A 16,983-nucleotide genomic window follows, 5' to 3' on the forward strand; every position below is an offset into this window, starting at 1 on the left:
TTCAACCTCGATCTTCAATGCAGGGGGCGATGCCCGGCCTCAGGCCGCGGCTTGCCGGAATTCAGGGGTGCGCGACAGCAGCGAGAGCGAGAACACGCCCCAGTCATGGCCGTCGGCATGGAAAGCACGATCGACGAAATGCCCGTAGCGGCCATCGGCCAACGTGCCCGCTTCGATCTGCTGGTCCAGCTCGAAGCTGCGCTGGCCGAACAGTTCATCGATGGTCAGTGCGACGTCGCCGCCGGCCTGGCGCATGATCAGCACGCGCTGGCCTTCCTGCTGCACGGTGCGCGTGCCTTCCAGGAAGTACTTCAGGTCGACCACCGGGAACAGGTTGCCGCGCAGGTTGCCCACGCCCAGCAGCCAGGGCTGCGCACAGGGCACCGGGGTCACCGGCGGCATCGGTACGATTTCCACCACTTCGCGGAAATCGGACACCAGCCGGCGCTGGCCGACGCGGAAACCCACGCCACGCCACAGGTCCTGGGCAAACTGCTTCCCGGGCAGCTGCACCGCATGGGCCAGGCTGCGCCGTTCATAGGCTTCAAGGATGTCGAAGGGCGAGCGCATCAGGCCACCAGTTCGTTGATCCGCGCGATCAGTTCATCCTCGCGCGGCGGCTTGACGATGTAATCGGCGGCGCCCTGGCGCAGGCCCCAGGCCTTGTCGGTTTCCATCGCCTTGGTGCTGACGATGATCACCGGGATGTGCTTGATCGCCGCATCACGGGCCATCGCACGGGTCGCCTGGAAGCCACTCATGCCGGGCAGGACCACGTCCATCAGCACCAGCTGCGGCACCTGGTCGCGGACCAGCTGCAGGCCATCCTCGGCGTTGTCCGCTTCCAGCACTTCGTGGCCGGCACGGCGCAGCCACTGGGTGAACACCGCGCGGTCGGTCGGTGAATCCTCGATCAGAACGATACGAGCCATTGTGCCTTTCCCCCCTGGTCAGGCGTTGACGTATGTGCGGATGGCACCCAGCAGTTCTTCACGCGTAAAAGGCTTCGTCAGGTACTGCTCCGAGCCGACGATGCGTCCCCGCGCCTTGTCGAACAGGCCATCCTTGGACGACAGCATGATGACCGGGGTCGCCTTGAACAGCTGGTTGCCCTTGATCAGCGCGCAGGTCTGGTACCCGTCCAGGCGCGGCATCATGATGTCGACGAAGATGATCTGCGGTTGCTGGTCTGCGATCTTGGCAAGCGCTTCGAAGCCGTCGGTGGCGGTGACCACCTCGCAGCCTTCGCGCTTGAGCAGCGTTTCCGCAGTCCTGCGGATGGTCTTCGAATCATCGATGACCATCACCCGGAGTCCTGCGAGTTCCCCGCCCGCAGTCGTGTTTTCAGTCATTGCCTATCCCCAAGCGCACGGCCCGATCTCTGGCGGGGGCCGCTGCGAAAGCGTATCTATATCGCACTTTCCGCGCCCGCTTCAAGGCCGCCCCACGGCGCGGGGCATGGCCCCCTCCTGAACGTGACGGGTTTCGCAATGAGTGCGCGACCGCCGGGCGGACGCTGCGTTGCAGTATGGCAGGGAGGCGCGCGACCGGCGTTGCCGCTACCATCAACGCCTTGCCTGACAGGTGCGACCATGCCGTTGAACGTCATCGTGGTGATGGACCCCATCGCCCACATCAAGATCGCCAAGGACACCACCTTCGCCATGCTGCTGGAAGCCCAGCGCCGCGGCCATGCCCTGCACTACGTGCGGCCGGGGGGACTGGCCCTGGAAGGTGGCGTGGCGGTGGCCCAGACCGCGCCGCTGCAGGTGCGCGACGACCCGGCCGGCTGGTATGAGCTGGGTGAGTTCAGCCGTACCGAGTTCGGACCCGGCCAGATCGTGCTGATGCGCAAGGACCCGCCGGTCGACGCCGAGTACATCTACGACACCCAGGTGCTGGACGTGGCCGCCGCTGCCGGTGCCTGCGTGGTCAACAACCCGCAGGGCCTGCGCGACTACAACGAGAAGCTGGCTGCCCTGCTGTTCCCGCAGTGCTGCCCGCCGACCCTGGTCAGCCGCGATGCCAAGGCACTGAAGGCCTTCGCCCTCGAACACGGCCAGGCCGTGCTGAAGCCGCTGGACGGCATGGGCGGCCGCTCGATTTTCCGCAGCGGCCAGGGCGATCCGAACCTGAACGTGATTTTGGAGACACTGACCGACGGCGGCCGCAAGCTGGCGCTGGCCCAGAAATTCATTCCCGACATCAGCGCCGGCGACAAGCGCATCCTGCTGGTCGACGGCGAACCGGTCGATTACTGCCTGGCGCGCATTCCCCAGGGTGACGAGTTCCGCGGCAACCTGGCGGCCGGGGGCCGTGGCGAAGGGCGCCCGTTGAGCGAGCGTGACCGCTGGATCGCCGGCCAGGTCGGCCCGGAGATGAAGCGTCGTGGCATGCGCTTCGTCGGCCTGGACGTGATCGGCGATTACCTGACCGAGGTCAACGTGACCAGCCCGACCTGCGTGCGCGAGCTCGACGCGCAGTACGGCCTGAACATTGCCGGCACCCTGTTCGACGCGCTCGAGGCCGGCCTGCGCTGATGCCGTCCGCACCTGCCGTTCTGCCCCCGCCGCCACGCGAAGCGCAACGGCTGGGGGCCACCATCGCACTGTCGGTGCTGGTCCACGCCCTGCTGATCCTGGGCGTGGGCTTCGCCGTGAAAGGCGATGCTCCGCTGGTGCCGACGCTGGAAGTGATCTTCAGCCAGACGCGCACCGCACTGACGCCAAAGCAGGCTGATTTCCTGGCCGCCGCCAACCAGGAAGGCGGTGGCGAGCACGACCGCGCACAGCGTCCGCGCGACAACCAGGCCGGCATCGTGCCGCAGGCGCAATCCGGACTCAGCCCGGTTCCCCAGCAACAGCAATCGGCCGCGCCGGTTCCGCCGCCGCAGGCACGGGTGGTCAGCAGCCGCAATGGGGAGGACACCGTGGCGCAGGCGCAGTCCCGTCCAACGCCGGAACAGCCTGAGCCGGATGCGCCGCTGAGCGCGCGCGAGCAGCGTGATGCCGAGATGGCGCGGCTGGCGGCCGAGGTGCATCTGCGCTCGGCGCAGTACGCCAAGCGCCCGAACCGCAAGTTCGTGTCGGCCAGCACGCGCGAATATGCCTACGCCAATTACCTGCGCGCCTGGGTCGACCGCGCCGAGCGCGTCGGCAACCTGAACTACCCGGACGAGGCCCGGCAGCGCCGGCTCGGCGGCCAGGTGGTGATCAGCGTCGGCGTGCGCCGCGATGGCAGCGTGGAAAGCAGCCGGATCCTGCGTTCAAGCGGGACGCCGTTGCTGGATGAGGCGGCGCTGCGGGTGGTGCAGCTGGCGCAGCCGTTCCCGCCGCTGCCGAAGACCGAGGACGAGATCGACATCCTGCAGGTCACCCGTACCTGGGTGTTCCTGCCGGGTGGCACCCTGCACGACGACCGGTAGGGGTTTGTTGCCCGGGCCTGCGGCCCGGGACCCGCTGAAAGGCTAGAGCAACGGCAACAGCAACAGCAACAGCGGCGGTTGGTGTACTGAAGCGTGGCGAGGCGGTGTCGGGCGGCGGGGACGCCGCAAGTACGTCCGTGTAGGCTTAGCCGCGGCATCCATGCCGCGGATACCCCGCCGCCCGACACCGCCCCGCCTCTGACAGATCACGGCGCACCATTGCTTGGGTAGGTGTCGACCTTGGTCGACACACATCCACGCCACGCGTGGATGCGAGCGAAGCGATCCGCTTTTGACTTTGATTTTCTTTTGATTTTCCGTGGCGGACGCACACGGAAACTGTCAGAGGTCGGGCGGGGTGGGTTCGCGGGGGTATCCGCACCATGGATGCCGCGGCCAAGCCCCCATGGGTGAGGGCGCTTCGCTTGCGAAGCATTGCTTCGCAAGCGCCCGAACGCCCAGCCGCCAGCGGCTGGGCCGGACTGGGGGTTCACGGCGTCCCCCGCGAACCCACCCCGCCCGGCCAAGCGCGGCTTTTGGTTTATGCGATCAACCAACCCCGCCACGAGGGGCTCAGCCGTTGGCCTTCGCCTTCGCCTCGCGCGCGGCCTGCTGCTCGACCAGGGTCAATGCCACGTTGTCGCGCAGGTACGCCGGCTCGACCTTCTCCGGTGCGATCGCCTCGCCACGCGCGAACGCCGGCACCGCCAGTGCCAGCACGTCCGACGCCCGCGGCAATGCCGCGGCATCAAAACCGCGCAGGCCACTGCCCAACTGTGCCACCAGCGCGCCGTCGCCCGCGCCGAAACCGGTACCGACACCGTAGGCCGACATTCCTTCCGGCAACGTCACCACGGAGGGCGCGCAGACGCGCTCGGCATCGCGCGCGACCGGCAGGCCGTCGACGCGTTCGAAGCGCGCGACGTAGAGTTCACCCATCCGGGCATCGATTGCCGACAGGATCTGCGTTTCTTCCACCGGTGCCCGCAGCGCCAGCACCTGCAGCGTCGAAACCGGCAGTAGCGGGCGGTCCAACGCCAACGCGATGCCCTGGGCGATGGCGATCGCCAGGCGCACACCGGTGAACGCCCCCGGGCCGCGACTGAGCGCGATGCCGTCGAGCTGGCGACGGCCGATGCCGGCTTCGGCGAGCAGCGCCTCGGCCCATGGCAGGCTCAGGTCGGCATGCCGGCGCGGGGCGATCTCGAAGCGTTCCAGCACCTGCCCATCGACATGCAGTGCAACGGAGCAGGCTTCGGTGGCGGTTTCAAAGGCGAGCAGTTTCATCAGATCAGGTCAGAACAGGGGGAACGTGGCACCGGGAGCCGGCTCCGGGCCCGGCGCGACAGCGGCCGGGTCAGCCGGATCAGCCGGATCATCAGCCACGGGCCCCCATTGTGGCGTAAAGAAGGCCTGCACATCGGCCAGGCTGCGGGTGCGGCGGAAGGGTGGCAGTGAATCCAGGAAGACCCGGCCATAGCCACGGTTGAGCAGGCGCGGATCGCACAGGACCAGCACGCCACGGTCGCTTTCGCTGCGGATCAGGCGACCGACACCCTGCTTCAGTGCGATCACCGCCTGCGGCAACTGTTCGTCGCGGAACGGATTGCCGCCCTGGCTGCGGATCGCCTCCAGGCGTGCCTCGTACACCGGATCGTCCGGTGCCGCGAACGGCAGCTTGTCGATCATCACCACGCTCAGCGCTTCGCCGACCACGTCCACGCCCTCGCGGAAACTGGCCGAGCCCAGCAGCACGCCATTGCCCGATTCACGGAAGCGCTGCAGCAGCGTCGCGCGCGGTGCCTCACCCTGCACGAACAACGGCCATGGCCCGTCGCGCAGTGCCTCGGCGGCCTCGCGCAATGCACGGTGCGAGGCGAACAACAGGAATGCCCTGCCCTGCGATGCCTGCAGCACCGGCCGAAGGGTCTGGATCAGCGCGGTTCCGAAGCCCCGTGCGGCCGGATCAGGCAGGCCTTCCGGCAGGTAGCACAACGCCTGCTCGGGCCAGTTGAACGGACTCGGCTGGACCAGGGTATGCGGATCGTCCAGGCCCAAGCGCGTGGCGATGTGGTCGAATCCATTGCCCACGGTCAGCGTGGCCGAGGTGAAGATCCATGCCGCGCGGCTGCGCTCGCGATGCTCGCGCAGCGGGCCGGACACATCCATCGGCGTGCGCTGGCAGCGGAAACCCCGCGGCGTGAGCTCGTACCAGAGCACATCGGCGGCACTGGCGTGGTCCGCCGGATCGGTATCGAAATCCAGGGTGGGTTCATCATCGCCCAGCCAGCGCTGCAACCGCGACACCGCCTCGCGCGCCCGCGCATGGCAGGCGTCCAGACCCGCCGCCGATTCGCGCAGCGGCTGAAGGCCCTGCTCCAGTGCCACCAGGCCGGCCATCACCGTATCGAAGCCGTCGCGGACCTGTGGCATGGCCAGCGCACGCCACTGCGTACCACGCGGCGGCAGCCCCTCCATCGCCGAACGCAACGCCAGCAACGCCTGTTGCAACTGGTCGACCGGCTCCTGCAGCGCCGATTGTGCGCCCCCTACGCCGCGCGCTTCAGCCAGGCAGTCGCGACCCAGTTCCTGCCATGGGCGCATGCCGAAACCTTCGCCGAAGAACTGCGCTGCCAGTTCGGGCAGCTGGTGTGCCTCGTCGATGACCAAGGCCTGCGCCCCCGGCAGCAACTCGCCGAAGCCGTCCTGTTTCAGTGCCAGATCGGCCAGCAGCAGGTGGTGGTTGACCACCACCACGTCGGCGGCCTGCGCACGCTGCCGTGCGCGCACCACGAAGCAGTCGTCCCAGAATGGGCAATCGGTGCCCAGACAATTGTCGACAGTGGAGGTGACCATTGGCAGCAGCGGCGAGTCATCGGCCAGGCCCTCCAGCTCGGCGATGTCACCGAACTCCGAGCGGCCGGACCACGCCAGGATGCGCTGGAACTGCGCGGCCTGTTCGGGACTGGAAAACCGCGGCTCGCCCCGCGCCTGCTGCAGTCGATAGCGGCACAGGTAGTTCGCGCGCCCCTTCAGCAGCGCGCTGCGCAGGCCGACGCCCAGCGCCTGGCGCACGCGCGGCAGATCGCGGTGGTAGAGCTGGTCCTGCAGCGCGCGGGTACCGGTGGAGATGATGGTGCGCAGCCCGGACAGCAGCACCGGCACCAGATAGGCGAAGGTCTTGCCGGTGCCGGTACCGGCCTCGGCCAGCAGCAGGTCCCGCTGCTGCAGCGCATCGGCAATGGCAGCGGTCAGGTGCAGCTGTGCCGGACGCGGGACGAAGGCATCCAGATGCGAGGCGAGCGCGCCGCCTTCGCTGAGGGCTTCGCGGCTGGCATGGACAAGGTCGGACATCAGAGGGAAAGGATACCCGGCAGGGCGCTGCCCGGCACCCGTTTCAAGCCAGAGCGCAGGCAAAAGCAACAGCAACAGCGTGGTTCATGGCTCTGGGTTGCTGCGTGTTTGGCGGGGCGGGAGGGGCAGGCAGGACACGCCGTAAACCCGTCCATGGGGGCTCGATGGCGCCATCCATGGCGCCAACGGTCCTGCCTGCCCCTCCCGCCCCGCCTTCGACAGTTTCCCGGTGACGGATGGACGTGCTTCGTGGCGTCGCGCTTGCTCGACTGATTCAGAAGCGGTGGGTCGAACGGAAACAAGAAGGGGTCGGAGCCGTTTTCCTGCGGAAAACGGATCCGACCCCACAACGAGTGCGCGCAGGGCGCGACCCGCTTTTGATTTTCTTTTTCTTTTCCGTGGCTGGACGCACACGGGAACTGTCAGAGGCCGGGCGGGGTGGGTTCGCGGGGGTGTCCGCGGCATGGATGCCGCGGCTAAGCCCCCAGGGACGGGTTCACGGCGTCCCCCGCGAACCCACCCCGCCCGGCCAAGCGCGGCTTTTGCTTTACTCGGCCAAGCAGCCAGCCACGAGGGGCTGTGCCGTTGGCTGAAAACTCAGTAACGCTTGATCCCCGGCACTGTGCAGCCCTCAATCTGCGCATGCGCCGACACCGCATTCTCCTTCTCGCCCCGCGCCAGCCGCGACTGCTCGATCGTCGCCCAGTGCCGGCGGCACAGCGGCCCGGTCTTCGAGCCCAGATCCACGGCCTTGCGCGCGAACGTCTCCGCCTGTGCCCACTGCCCCTGCAGCAGCGCCAGTTCGGCACGCTCCTGCAGCACCGCCGGGTCACCGGCCACGATCTCCAGCGCGTGATCCAGGCTGCTGGCGGCACCGGCGAGGTCGTTGGCCTGGCGCTGCGCCTGTGCGGCCAGCCTCAGGTCTTCCACCTGCGAATCACGCAGCGGCTGCACCGACAGTTCCTTGTCGTCCGGACCCGCTGCAGCATCCACGGCCGCCAGGCGCTGCGCCGGCGTGGTGGTGTCGACCGGTTTGACTACCGGCGGCGCGCTGCTCACGCAGGCGGCCAGGGCCAGGCTTAGGCCGGTCAGGGCCAGGGGCTGCAGCAGGGTACGCATGTTCATCGGCATCATCGGCTCGGGGGAGAAGGGGTGGCGGCAGGTTCGGCGGGTGCTTCCGGCTTGCGGTCCAGGCCGAACCAGCTGCGCCAGCCACCGCCCTCGCCTTCAGCCTCGCCCTGCCCCTCGGGCGACGCGGCCGGCGCGCACGGCGCATAGGCAGGCGCATAGCCCACCACGAACGGGAAACGGCGCGCGCCGGGGCAGCCTTCATCGGTGCTGTTGAGACCGGTGGGAGCCACCGGCTGCCAATCCAGGCCCTTGTTGCTGACCCGCAATGGCGCACTCGGCAGGCGCTGGAAGATGCCCGACCAGACCCGCATCGCGCCAGTGGCGCCATACAGGCCGGCCTGCTGGTTCTGATCGTTGCCGATCCAGATCACCGCCAGGTGGTCGCCGGTGTAGCCGGCATACCAGCTGTCACGGCCATCGTTGGTGGTGCCGGTCTTGCCGGCTGGCTGCAGACGGCCGAGGCCATCAGCATTGAGCCGCTGCGCGGTACCGCTGGCGACGACCTGCTGCAGGCCGACACTGATCAGGTTGGCGGCAATCGAATCGCCTTCCTGTGCCGGTGCCGGGGTCTTGTCGTAGCGCTTGAGCAGCTTGCCCTGCGGATCGAGCACGCCACGCACGGCGTGCAACGGCTGGATCTCACCACCGGACGCGAGGAACTGGTACAGCTGCGCCATCGCATACGGGCTCTGGTCGGTCGAGCCGAGGATCACCGCCGGATTGGCCTCGGCCTTGATGCCGGCCAGCACATGGATCAGCTGGGTCACGCGCTCGGGGCCGACCTGCATGCCCAAGCGCACCGTCGCCTGGTTGTACGAATGCGCCAGCGCATCGATCAGGCGCACCGTGCCGTGGCTGCGGTTGTCGGCGTTGCCGGGGCTCCAGTTGCGGCCGCGGCCGAGCTGCACCGTCACCGGCGAATCATCGACCCAGCTGGCCAGCGAATAGCGGTCAGGCTGCGCCAGGGCCAGCAGGTACACGAACGGCTTGAGCAGCGAACCGACCGGGCGCTGCGCCTCGATCGCACGATTGAAGCCGACCTCGGACACCTCACGGCTGCCGATCACCGCCAGCACGTCGCCGTTGTGCACGTCGGTCAGCACCATGCCGGCCTGCAGCTCAGGGCGACGCTGGCTTTCCAGCGACTTGATGGTGCGGGTCACCGCGCCTTCGGCATAGGCCTGCGCGGACGGCGACATGCCGGTCATCACGCTCAGGCCCGCGCCCTGCAGCGCAGATTCCGGATAGTCATGCGCAAGCTGCCGGCGGACCAGGTCGACGTAGGCGGGGAAGCGGTTGGCAGCCACCAGGCCCGGTGTCTTGGGCACGCCCAGCGGAGCCTTCAGCGCGCGCTGGTACTCGGCATCGTCGATCAGCGTGGCGTCGTGCAGCTTGCCCAGCACGAAGTTGCGGCGATCCAGCGCGCGTTCCGGGTTGCGCCGCGGGTCGTAGAAGGACGGCCCCTTGACCAGGCCGATCAGCAGGGCGATCTGCTCGGTCTCCAGCGACTGCAGGTCACGCCCGAACCAGAATTCGGCGCCGGAGGACATGCCATGGATCGCCTGGCTGCCGCGCTGGCCCAGGTACACCTGGTTGAGATACGCCTCGAAAATCGTGCGCTTGTCGTAGCGCGCTTCCATGATCAGCGCGTACAGCACCTCATTGAACTTGCGGGTGAGCGTCTGTTCCTTGCCGATGCCAAGCAGGCCGCTGCGGGCCAGCTGCTGGGTGAGCGTCGAAGCGCCCTGGCGGCTCTGGCCACCGGAACGGATCGTCACCCACACCGCGCGCGCGATGCCTGACAGGTCGATGCCGTGATGGCGGTTGAAGTCCTTGTCTTCCACTGCCTGCAGGCCGGTCACCAGCAGGTCCGGCGCCTCGTCCATGCGGATCAGGCGGCGTTCTTCCTGCTTCTGGCCGTACAGCGTGGCGATGCGCGCCGGATCCAGCCGCGCGGCCTTCAGTGCCTTGCGGCTGTCGGCGTCGCGCAGCGAGGCCACGCCGCCATCGGCCAGCGACAGCTCCACCCGGCGCGGCGCCACCCGGCCATCGACGTCGTTGTAGCCACGACTGGAGATCACAAAGCGACCGCCGTTCACCGCATAGGTGGCCGGCTCCTTGCCCTGCCCGTCATCACGATAGGCGGAGGCGGCCAGTTCGGTCTTCAGCGTGGACGCATCCATCGCCTTGCCGGGGGTGAGCACCAGCGGGCGCGCATACACGCGCGTCGGAATCTGCCAGCGCAGCTCGCCGAAACGCTGGGTCACCTGCTGGTTCAGGTACAGCGTATAGGGAATGAGGAAACCCAATCCCAATGCGACCGCAGCCATGCTCCAGGTGATCAGCCGGCGCCGCCACAGCGGACCGCTGTCCTGCTGGTCGTCGTCGAAATCGTCGATGTCGTCGGAATCGTAGCGTCGGGGCACGGGAATGCGAGAATGTAGGGTCTGGCGAGTCTACCCCAGCCACTGCGGCTGGCGAATTCTCCCGGGTTCCCCTGCTTAAGCTGGAGTTGCAACCGGATGGCGATGTCCCTGGCCGAGATCCGATACCTGATCAACCGCCTGTCGGGCCTGGCCCGCCGGAGCCTGGCAAGCCTGCGCACCCGCGGGTGGCGGGCCACCTGGCAACGCATCCGCGTGCACACCCAGCGCGCCGTTCCCGCGCCGCGCACGCCCCTGTTCCTGCCGCCAGCACAGGCTTTCGCCCCCTTCACGGTGCCGTTCAGCGAGTCGCCGGAGGTGAGCATCGTCATCCCGGTCTACAACCATGTCGGCCACACCCTGGCCTGCCTCCGCGCCCTGGCGGCACACCCGCCCGCAGCCGCGTGCGAGATCCTGGTGGTGGATGACGGCAGCAGCGACGCCACCGCACAGTGGATGCCGCAGGTGGCGGGGTTGCGCTATGAGGTGCGTGCGCACAACGGCGGCTTCATCGAAGCCTGCAACGAGGGTGTATCGCGCGCACGCGGCCGCTACGTGGTGCTGCTCAACAACGATACGGTGCCGCAGCCGGGCTGGCTCGACGCCCTGCTGGACACCTTCGGCAGCGTCCCCGACGCCGGCCTGGTCGGCAGCCAGCTGCTGTATCCCGATGGCCGCCTTCAGGAATCGGGCGGAGTGATCTTCGCCGATGGCAGTGGCTGGAGCTATGGCCGCTTCGAGGCCGCTGACGACCCGCGCTTTGCCAGCCTGCGCGACGTCGACTACTGCTCCGGTGCGGCGCTGATGCTGCCGCGTACCCTCTGGCAGCAGCTGGACGGCTTCGATACCCGCTACAAGCCGGCGTACTACGAGGACACCGACCTGGCCTTCCGCGTGCGTGCACAGGGCCTGCGCGTGCTGGTGCAGCCGGCCAGCCGGGTGATCCACGACGAAGGCACCAGCAACGGCACCGACACCGGCAGCGGGGTTAAGGCCTACCAGGTGCGCAACCAGGCCATCTTTGCCGCTCGCTGGGCCACCGAGCTGGCCCGCCATCCGGCGGTCGGCGCAGTGCCGTCGCCAGCGCTGCTGCTGCGCGGCCGGCGCCAGGTGCTGATCCTGGACGAGGAAGTACCGCAGCCCGATCGCGATTCCGGGTCGCTGCGCCAGGTCAATCTGATCCGCCTGCTGCTGCAGGGCGGTGCCCACGTGGTATTCGTCCCGACCCGGCGCGAGCATGCCGGCGCGGCGACCGAGGCGCTGCAGCGGATGGGCGTGGAAGTCTGGTACGCCCCCTTCCTGGACGGCGTGGCCGGCTGGCTGCGCAGCCATGGGTCGCGTTTCGACGTGGCGATGCTGGTGCGCCACCACGTCGCCCACGAGTGCCTGCCCCTGCTCAAGCGCTATGCGCCGCAGGCACGAACCGTGTTCGACACGGTCGACCTGCACTACCTGCGCGAACGCCGCGGTGCCGAAGTGGCCGGTGATACGGCGCTGCTGCGCGCAGCAGAACGCACCCGCAGCAGTGAATTGGCAGTGATGGAGCAGTGCGACATCACCGTGCTGGTCAGTGCGGCCGAACGGGAGCAGCTGCAGGCCGATGCGCCGCGGGTACGGGTGGAACTGATTTCCAACCTGCACGAGGTTGCCGGCGCCGGCGCCGTCTACGAGCAACGACACGATCTGGTGTTTGTCGGTGGCTTCCGCCATCCGCCGAACCTGGACGGGATGGAGTGGTTCATCGGCGAGGTCTTCGCCCACATCCGCGCCCGGCTGCCGGAGGTACGCCTGCACTGCATCGGCGCCGCGGCGCCGGAATCGTTGCTGGCACTGGCCGCACGCCACCCCGGCGTGCAGATGCACGGCTTCGTCGAGGACATCACGCCCTACATGGACGGCGCGCGCATTGCCATCGCACCGCTGCGGTTCGGTGCCGGCGTAAAAGGCAAGATCAACCTGAGCATGGCCCATGGCCAACCGGTAGTCGGTACCACCTGCGCCGTGGAAGGCATGCACCTGCATCCCGGCCAGGACGTACTGGTAGCCGATGACGCTACCGGTTTCGCCGATGCGGTGGTCCGCCTGTACCAGGACCCGCAGCTGTGGCAGCAGTTGTCCGATGCTGGCCTGGCCAACGTCGCCGAACATTTCTCACTCGAAGCCGCCCGTGCGACCGTGCAGCGGGTGTTCTTCGCCTAGTCCGCCCGTCCACCGGCGCGGCGCAGGCGATCTTCAAACGCCGGCAGTTCGGCCAGATCCGGCTGCAGCAACCGCGCCTGTTCGGCGGCATGCGCGGCGAAGGCCAAGTCACCGTTGCCGAGCCGCTCGCTGCCGATCGCCAGCCAGCGCTGGGCCAACCGCAGCCGCGCCGAGGGCAGTCCGGATGCGGTCGGTGACAGGGTCTGCCAGGCCTGCAGGCAGGCGCCTGCCGCCTGCACGCGGTTCTGCCGCAGATTGTCGTCGAAGCAGCGTCGGCTGGCGGGCAGCAAGCGTGCGGCGGCTGCCTTCACCCGCGCATCGCGGGGAGCCAGCGACTGGGCTTCGCGCAACGCGTCGAACGCGCTGTGCCCGGGTGGGCTGATCCACTGCCCCGCGCGCTCGGCACGTTCGATCTTCCGCAGGTGGTCGCGCAGCTGGCGTTCGCGCTGCGCCGTGCTGACCGCGGGCTGCTGCAGGGCCCGCTGCGCCTGCTGCGCGCGCTGCAGGCGCTGCAGGCGCTGCGCCAGTTGTTGCCGGACTGCCTGCGAAGCCCCCAGCTCCGCCGCCAGGGCCGCATCACGTTGCGCCGCATCGAACTGGAAGTCGTCGGCGGACTTCTGGCTGCGTGCAACCACTGCCTGCAGGGTCTGCTCACGCCCGCGCTGGGCATTGGAATCATCGGCGGCCACCACCAGCACCGCCTGGAAGCCCTTGGCCGCAGCTTCCAGCTGCTGCCGTCGCAACGCACGCTGCGCCTGCCGCAGGCGCCGGTCGGCGGCGCGCGCGAGGGCCTCCTCGCTCGCCGGTAGATCGGCATGACCAGCATCGAACTGACGGGCACGACGCAGGAGCGCGGCCGCCTCGGCCAACTCCCCTCGCTCCGCCAGCGTGCGTGCCTGCAGCAGCAGGTCGCTCAGCGCATCTTCGCGCCCTTCCAGCGCCGGCAGGTTGTCCGGCTGCAGGGCCAGGATGCGCTGGAACAAGGGTAACGCACTGCTGTCGCCGTCATCCAGGCGTCCGGCCGCGAACGCGTTACGCGCCTGTGCCAACAACGCACCAATACCGGCTCCGGCGCTGCGTCGCGCCTGCAACTGGCGGGCAACCGCATCGGCGTCGCCCTGCGGCACCTGCAGCTCACGGGCCAGTGCCAGAGCCTGCGCGCTGCCGTCCAGGTCATCCGCCTGCAGGCGATCGCGCGCCTGTTGCAGCGCTGCCGCGCCGGTATTGGCCAGGCCCTGGCGCGCCTGCGGGCGATCACCGTCCAGCGCCAGCGCCGCCTGGTAGCGCTCGCGCGCACCACTGCCATCGGCATCGCTCAGGCGCCCAGCCGCCAATGCACGATCCCCCTCGGCCAGCAGCTGTTCGATCTGCGGCTCATCCCAGAACCAGTCTGCCAACGGCTTGCGCAGCAGGACCAGCAGCACGAACACGGCCAGCGCTGTGAGCAGCGCCCAGCGCCAGATCCGGCGCGCATGGCGCGCCTGCAGCCACCACCAACGCCCCTCGCGACGGACGCGGTCCAGCGCAGGATGTTCAGCGCCATGCGGGCGATGCGGGGGCTCGCGTTCCATGCGTGCAGGGTAGCCGGGGCAGCGTGAAGCTCAGCCGAGGCGACGCGCCTCGCTCACGCCCGGCAGCGCATCGAGCTTGCCCAGCAGCGTCGACAACTGCCCGTAGTCACTGACCTTCAGGCGCAGCCGAAGGTGGGCACGGCCACTGTTGCGCACGTTGTCACTGTGGATGTCGAGCACGTAGGCGTCTTCCTGGGCGATCAGGTTGGTGATGTCCTTCAGCAGCCAGCGGCGATCGACCGCATCGACCACCACGTCCACCTCGTAGCCGCCCCCGGCCTGGCCCCACTCCACCGGCAGGATGCGCTGCGGGCTGCTGGCCGCCAGCCGGGCCAGCGCGGCGCAGTCTGCACGATGCACGGTGACACCCCGGCTACGGGTCAGGTAGCCGATGATCGGCTCGCCGGCCACCGGCTGGCAGCAGCGTGCCAGCTGCACCAGCAGGTTGCCCACGCCCTGCACGGTGAACTTGGACTTGCCCAGGTTCCCGCGGCGCGCGGTCGGCCGCGGCAGGGCCGGTGCGGGCGCGGGCTGGCTGGCGGCACGCTCCGCCTCCAGCAGCGCACGGCTGACCTGGTTCGGGCCGGTATCGCCCAGAGCCACCTGGATGTACAGGTCATCGACGCTGTCGGCATGGAACTTCTTCGCCGCCACGGCCAGGTCCGCGTGCTGCAGGCCCAGCCGCTTCAGCTCGCGCTCGAGCAGCTCGCGACCGGCCTGCACGTTGCGCGCGCGGTCCAGCTTGTGGAACCAGCTGCGCACCTTTTCGCGCGAGCGGTTGCTGGCCAGGAAGCCGTTGGCCGGCATCAGCCAGTCGCGGCGCGGATCGGCCTCCTTGCCGGTCAGGATCTCGACGCGGTCGCCGCTGCGCAGGCGGTAGGTCAGCGGCACGATGCGGCCGTTGACCTTTGCGCCGCGGCAGCGGTGCCCGACCATGGTATGCACCTGGTAGGCGAAATCGAGCGGCGTGGCGCCCTGCGGCAGGTCCAGCACCTCGTCCTTCGGGCTCAGCGCATAGACCCGGTCCTCGGTCAGCTCGGCATCAAGCGCCCCGGCCAGTTCATTGCCCTGCCCGTCCTGCGCCTGTTCCAGCAACTGGCGCATCCAGGTGATCTTGCGGTCGAAGGACTTCTCCGCACCCTTGCCACCTTCCTTGTACTTCCAGTGCGCGGCCACGCCCAGCTCGGCCTGCGAGTGCATCTCGTGGGTACGGATCTGCACTTCGATGGTGCGCCCTTCCGGGCCGACCACGGCGGTGTGCAGCGAGCGATAGTCATTGGCCTTGGGCCTGGCGATGTAATCATCGAACTCGCTGGGTACCGGTGCCCACAGCGCGTGCACCACGCCCAACGCGGCATAACAGGCGGCGACGTCGTCGACCATCACGCGCACCGCACGGATGTCATACAGCTGGTCGAAGGCCAGCCGCTTCTTCTGCATCTTCCGCCAGATGCTGTAGATGTGCTTCGGGCGGCCGCTGACTTCGGCCTTGATGCCCTGGGCGACCAGCTCGCGCGACAGCACCTTCTTGACGTTCTCGACGTAACGCTCGCGGGCGATGCGGGTTTCATCCACCTCGCGGGCGATGCGGCGGTAGGTTTCCGGTTCCAGGTGGCGGAACGCCAGGTCCTCCAGCTCCCACTTCAGCTGCCAGATGCCCAGCCGATTGGCCAGGGGCGCGTGGATGTCGCGGGTCAGCTGGGCCAGCGCGCGGCGCTGCTCCTCGTCCAGCTTGTCGGCCGCGCGCATCCGCGCCAGCTGCCGTGCCAGCAGGATCGGCACCACGCGCAGGTCGCGGATGATCGCCAGCAGCAGCCGGCGCAGGCCTTCGCTGTTGCGCCCCGCCTCACGGCCGGCGTGCAGCGCCCACACCGGGTCGGCCGCATCCTGGCCATCCAGCAGGCCGATCACCGCCGCCTTGTGGTTGCCCAGCGGCAGCTGGTCCAGGCTGGCGCGCAGGCCCGGCAGGTCGAACAGCAATGCGGCCACCACTGCGCCTTCATCGGCCGAGAGCATCGCCAGCGCATCGAGAGTATCGCCCAGCACCGACCAGGTGGCACGCATCTGGTGCTCGCAATCCGGCGCTTCCCAATGCTCACGCAGGGCCTGGCGCAGCGGAGCAGGCAGCACCGCTGCCGAGGGACGGTTCAACAAGGCATCCAGGCCAGGGACGGAAGCGCGGTTCACAGCATCGAGCAGGCAAGACAGAGGCCCCTACACTAGCGCCGGCGCCGTTCAGGGACAATCACTGCACCCACCATCACCCGGCATGAAGACATGCCGCTACACTCGCCCACACACCCAGGAGAGACCCGCCATGCCTTCGATTGCCCCGCGCGTCCGTCCACGGCTGCTGGCCTGTGCCGCCGTGCTGCTGTCCCTGTCCGCGCCTGCGCTGGCCCAGCGCGTGGTGGAGGACGACCTGCAGCAGCAGATGTCGCCCTCCGAGTTCAAGGCCGCCGGCCTGGACAAGCTCAGTGCCGGTGAACTGGCCACGCTCAACCGCTGGCTGCAGGGCAAGGTCGAGGCGGCCACCACCCAGGCCGTCGCCGCAGCGCGCGAAGAAGGCCGCCAGGAAGTGATCAAGAAGAACCGCGGCTTCCTGGACTTCGGCAGCAGCGAACCGATCGAAAGCAACCTGCAGGGCGAATTCCGTGGATTCGGCCAGGGCCGCCGCTACGTGCTGCAGAACGGCCAGGAGTGGGAGCAGATAGACGCCACGCACTATTCCGGTGGCCGCAAGGACGCCCCGGGCGTCAGCATGCGCCCAGGGGTGATGGGCGCCTGGTATATGAAGGTGGACGGGGTGAACGTGCAGCCGAAGGTTCGCCGCACCAAGTAACGCCCGGGCATTCCGGCCATGCCGGCTCCCTGCCCGGCC

The 16,983-nt window shown here is 68.7% G+C and carries 13 protein-coding genes; 4 read left to right on the plus strand and 9 right to left on the minus strand.

The features are described 5' to 3' along the window. Positions 1 to 39: 39 nt before the first annotated feature. Genes ACS0OT_RS15225 through pilG form a run of 3 tightly spaced genes read right to left on the minus strand, consistent with a single transcriptional unit; the run spans position 40 to position 1,352 of the window. Entirely contained in the window at positions 40 to 570 is a 531-nt protein-coding gene (locus ACS0OT_RS15225) for a chemotaxis protein CheW (RefSeq protein ID WP_065178184.1), read from the minus strand. Continuing rightward, on the minus strand, positions 570 to 932 hold the full coding sequence (locus tag ACS0OT_RS15230; protein WP_005410717.1) for a response regulator: 363 nt from the start codon (positions 930 to 932) through the stop codon (positions 570 to 572). The genes ACS0OT_RS15225 and ACS0OT_RS15230 overlap by 1 nt, the downstream gene beginning before the upstream one ends. A gap of 18 nt (positions 933 to 950) precedes the next feature. Beyond that, positions 951 to 1,352, minus strand: coding sequence for a twitching motility response regulator PilG (gene pilG, locus ACS0OT_RS15235; RefSeq protein WP_005418455.1), 402 nt, complete (start codon positions 1,350 to 1,352; stop codon positions 951 to 953). 240 nt (positions 1,353 to 1,592) lie between these two features. On the opposite strand from pilG, the gene gshB reads away from it, so the two are divergent. Both gshB and ACS0OT_RS15245 read left to right on the plus strand, forming a co-directional pair. Continuing rightward, a complete protein-coding gene (gene gshB, locus ACS0OT_RS15240; RefSeq protein ID WP_065196658.1) occupies positions 1,593 to 2,540 on the plus strand; it encodes a glutathione synthase in 948 nt (315 codons plus the stop codon). Then, entirely contained in the window at positions 2,540 to 3,424 is an 885-nt protein-coding gene (locus ACS0OT_RS15245) for an energy transducer TonB family protein (protein ID WP_065178182.1), read from the plus strand. The genes gshB and ACS0OT_RS15245 overlap by 1 nt, the downstream gene beginning before the upstream one ends. Before the next feature lie 573 nt (positions 3,425 to 3,997). On the opposite strand, the gene tsaB is transcribed toward ACS0OT_RS15245, so the two are convergent. The 4 genes from tsaB to mrcB all read right to left on the minus strand — a co-directional run bounded on the left by tsaB (position 3,998) and on the right by mrcB (position 10,335). After that, positions 3,998 to 4,711, minus strand: coding sequence for a tRNA (adenosine(37)-N6)-threonylcarbamoyltransferase complex dimerization subunit type 1 TsaB (tsaB, locus tag ACS0OT_RS15250; RefSeq protein ID WP_053501251.1), 714 nt, complete (start codon positions 4,709 to 4,711; stop codon positions 3,998 to 4,000). 9 nt (positions 4,712 to 4,720) lie between these two features. Then, positions 4,721 to 6,778: an ATP-dependent DNA helicase gene (locus ACS0OT_RS15255; protein WP_442255880.1), complete on the minus strand. Its 2,058-nt coding sequence runs from the start codon at positions 6,776 to 6,778 to the stop codon at positions 4,721 to 4,723. Positions 6,779 to 7,375: 597 nt separating this feature from the next. After that, complete coding sequence (locus tag ACS0OT_RS15260) at positions 7,376 to 7,912, minus strand: hypothetical protein (RefSeq protein ID WP_050562713.1); 537 nt, start codon at positions 7,910 to 7,912, stop codon at positions 7,376 to 7,378. Then, on the minus strand, positions 7,909 to 10,335 hold the full coding sequence (gene mrcB, locus ACS0OT_RS15265; protein WP_053500600.1) for a penicillin-binding protein 1B: 2,427 nt from the start codon (positions 10,333 to 10,335) through the stop codon (positions 7,909 to 7,911). The genes ACS0OT_RS15260 and mrcB overlap by 4 nt, the downstream gene beginning before the upstream one ends. A gap of 96 nt (positions 10,336 to 10,431) precedes the next feature. Between mrcB and ACS0OT_RS15270 the strand changes: the two genes are divergently transcribed. Then, positions 10,432 to 12,531: a glycosyltransferase gene (locus tag ACS0OT_RS15270; protein WP_005418463.1), complete on the plus strand. Its 2,100-nt coding sequence runs from the start codon at positions 10,432 to 10,434 to the stop codon at positions 12,529 to 12,531. On the opposite strand, the gene ACS0OT_RS15275 is transcribed toward ACS0OT_RS15270, so the two are convergent. Together ACS0OT_RS15275 and ACS0OT_RS15280 are read right to left on the minus strand one after the other, a co-directional pair. Continuing rightward, positions 12,528 to 14,102, minus strand: a complete 1,575-nt coding sequence (locus ACS0OT_RS15275; RefSeq protein ID WP_442255881.1) for a hypothetical protein — start codon at positions 14,100 to 14,102, stop codon at positions 12,528 to 12,530. The genes ACS0OT_RS15270 and ACS0OT_RS15275 overlap by 4 nt on opposite strands. A 30-nt stretch (positions 14,103 to 14,132) precedes the next feature. Further along, positions 14,133 to 16,289 carry a RelA/SpoT family protein gene (locus ACS0OT_RS15280; protein WP_065178177.1) on the minus strand — a complete coding sequence of 719 codons (2,157 nt, stop codon included), beginning with the start codon at positions 16,287 to 16,289 and terminating at the stop codon, positions 14,133 to 14,135. Between the two features lie 130 nt (positions 16,290 to 16,419). Here ACS0OT_RS15280 and ACS0OT_RS15285 point away from each other — a divergent pair, with 130 nt between their 5' ends. Continuing rightward, the gene (locus ACS0OT_RS15285) at positions 16,420 to 16,944 is read left to right on the plus strand and encodes a hypothetical protein (RefSeq protein WP_065185416.1); all 525 of its coding nucleotides are present in this window, start codon (positions 16,420 to 16,422) and stop codon (positions 16,942 to 16,944) included. The last annotated feature ends 39 nt before the right edge of the window (positions 16,945 to 16,983 follow it).

The sequence above is a fragment of the Stenotrophomonas maltophilia group sp. RY12688 genome, assembly GCF_052149045.1.
Taxonomy (GTDB): domain Bacteria; phylum Pseudomonadota; class Gammaproteobacteria; order Xanthomonadales; family Xanthomonadaceae; genus Stenotrophomonas; species Stenotrophomonas sepilia.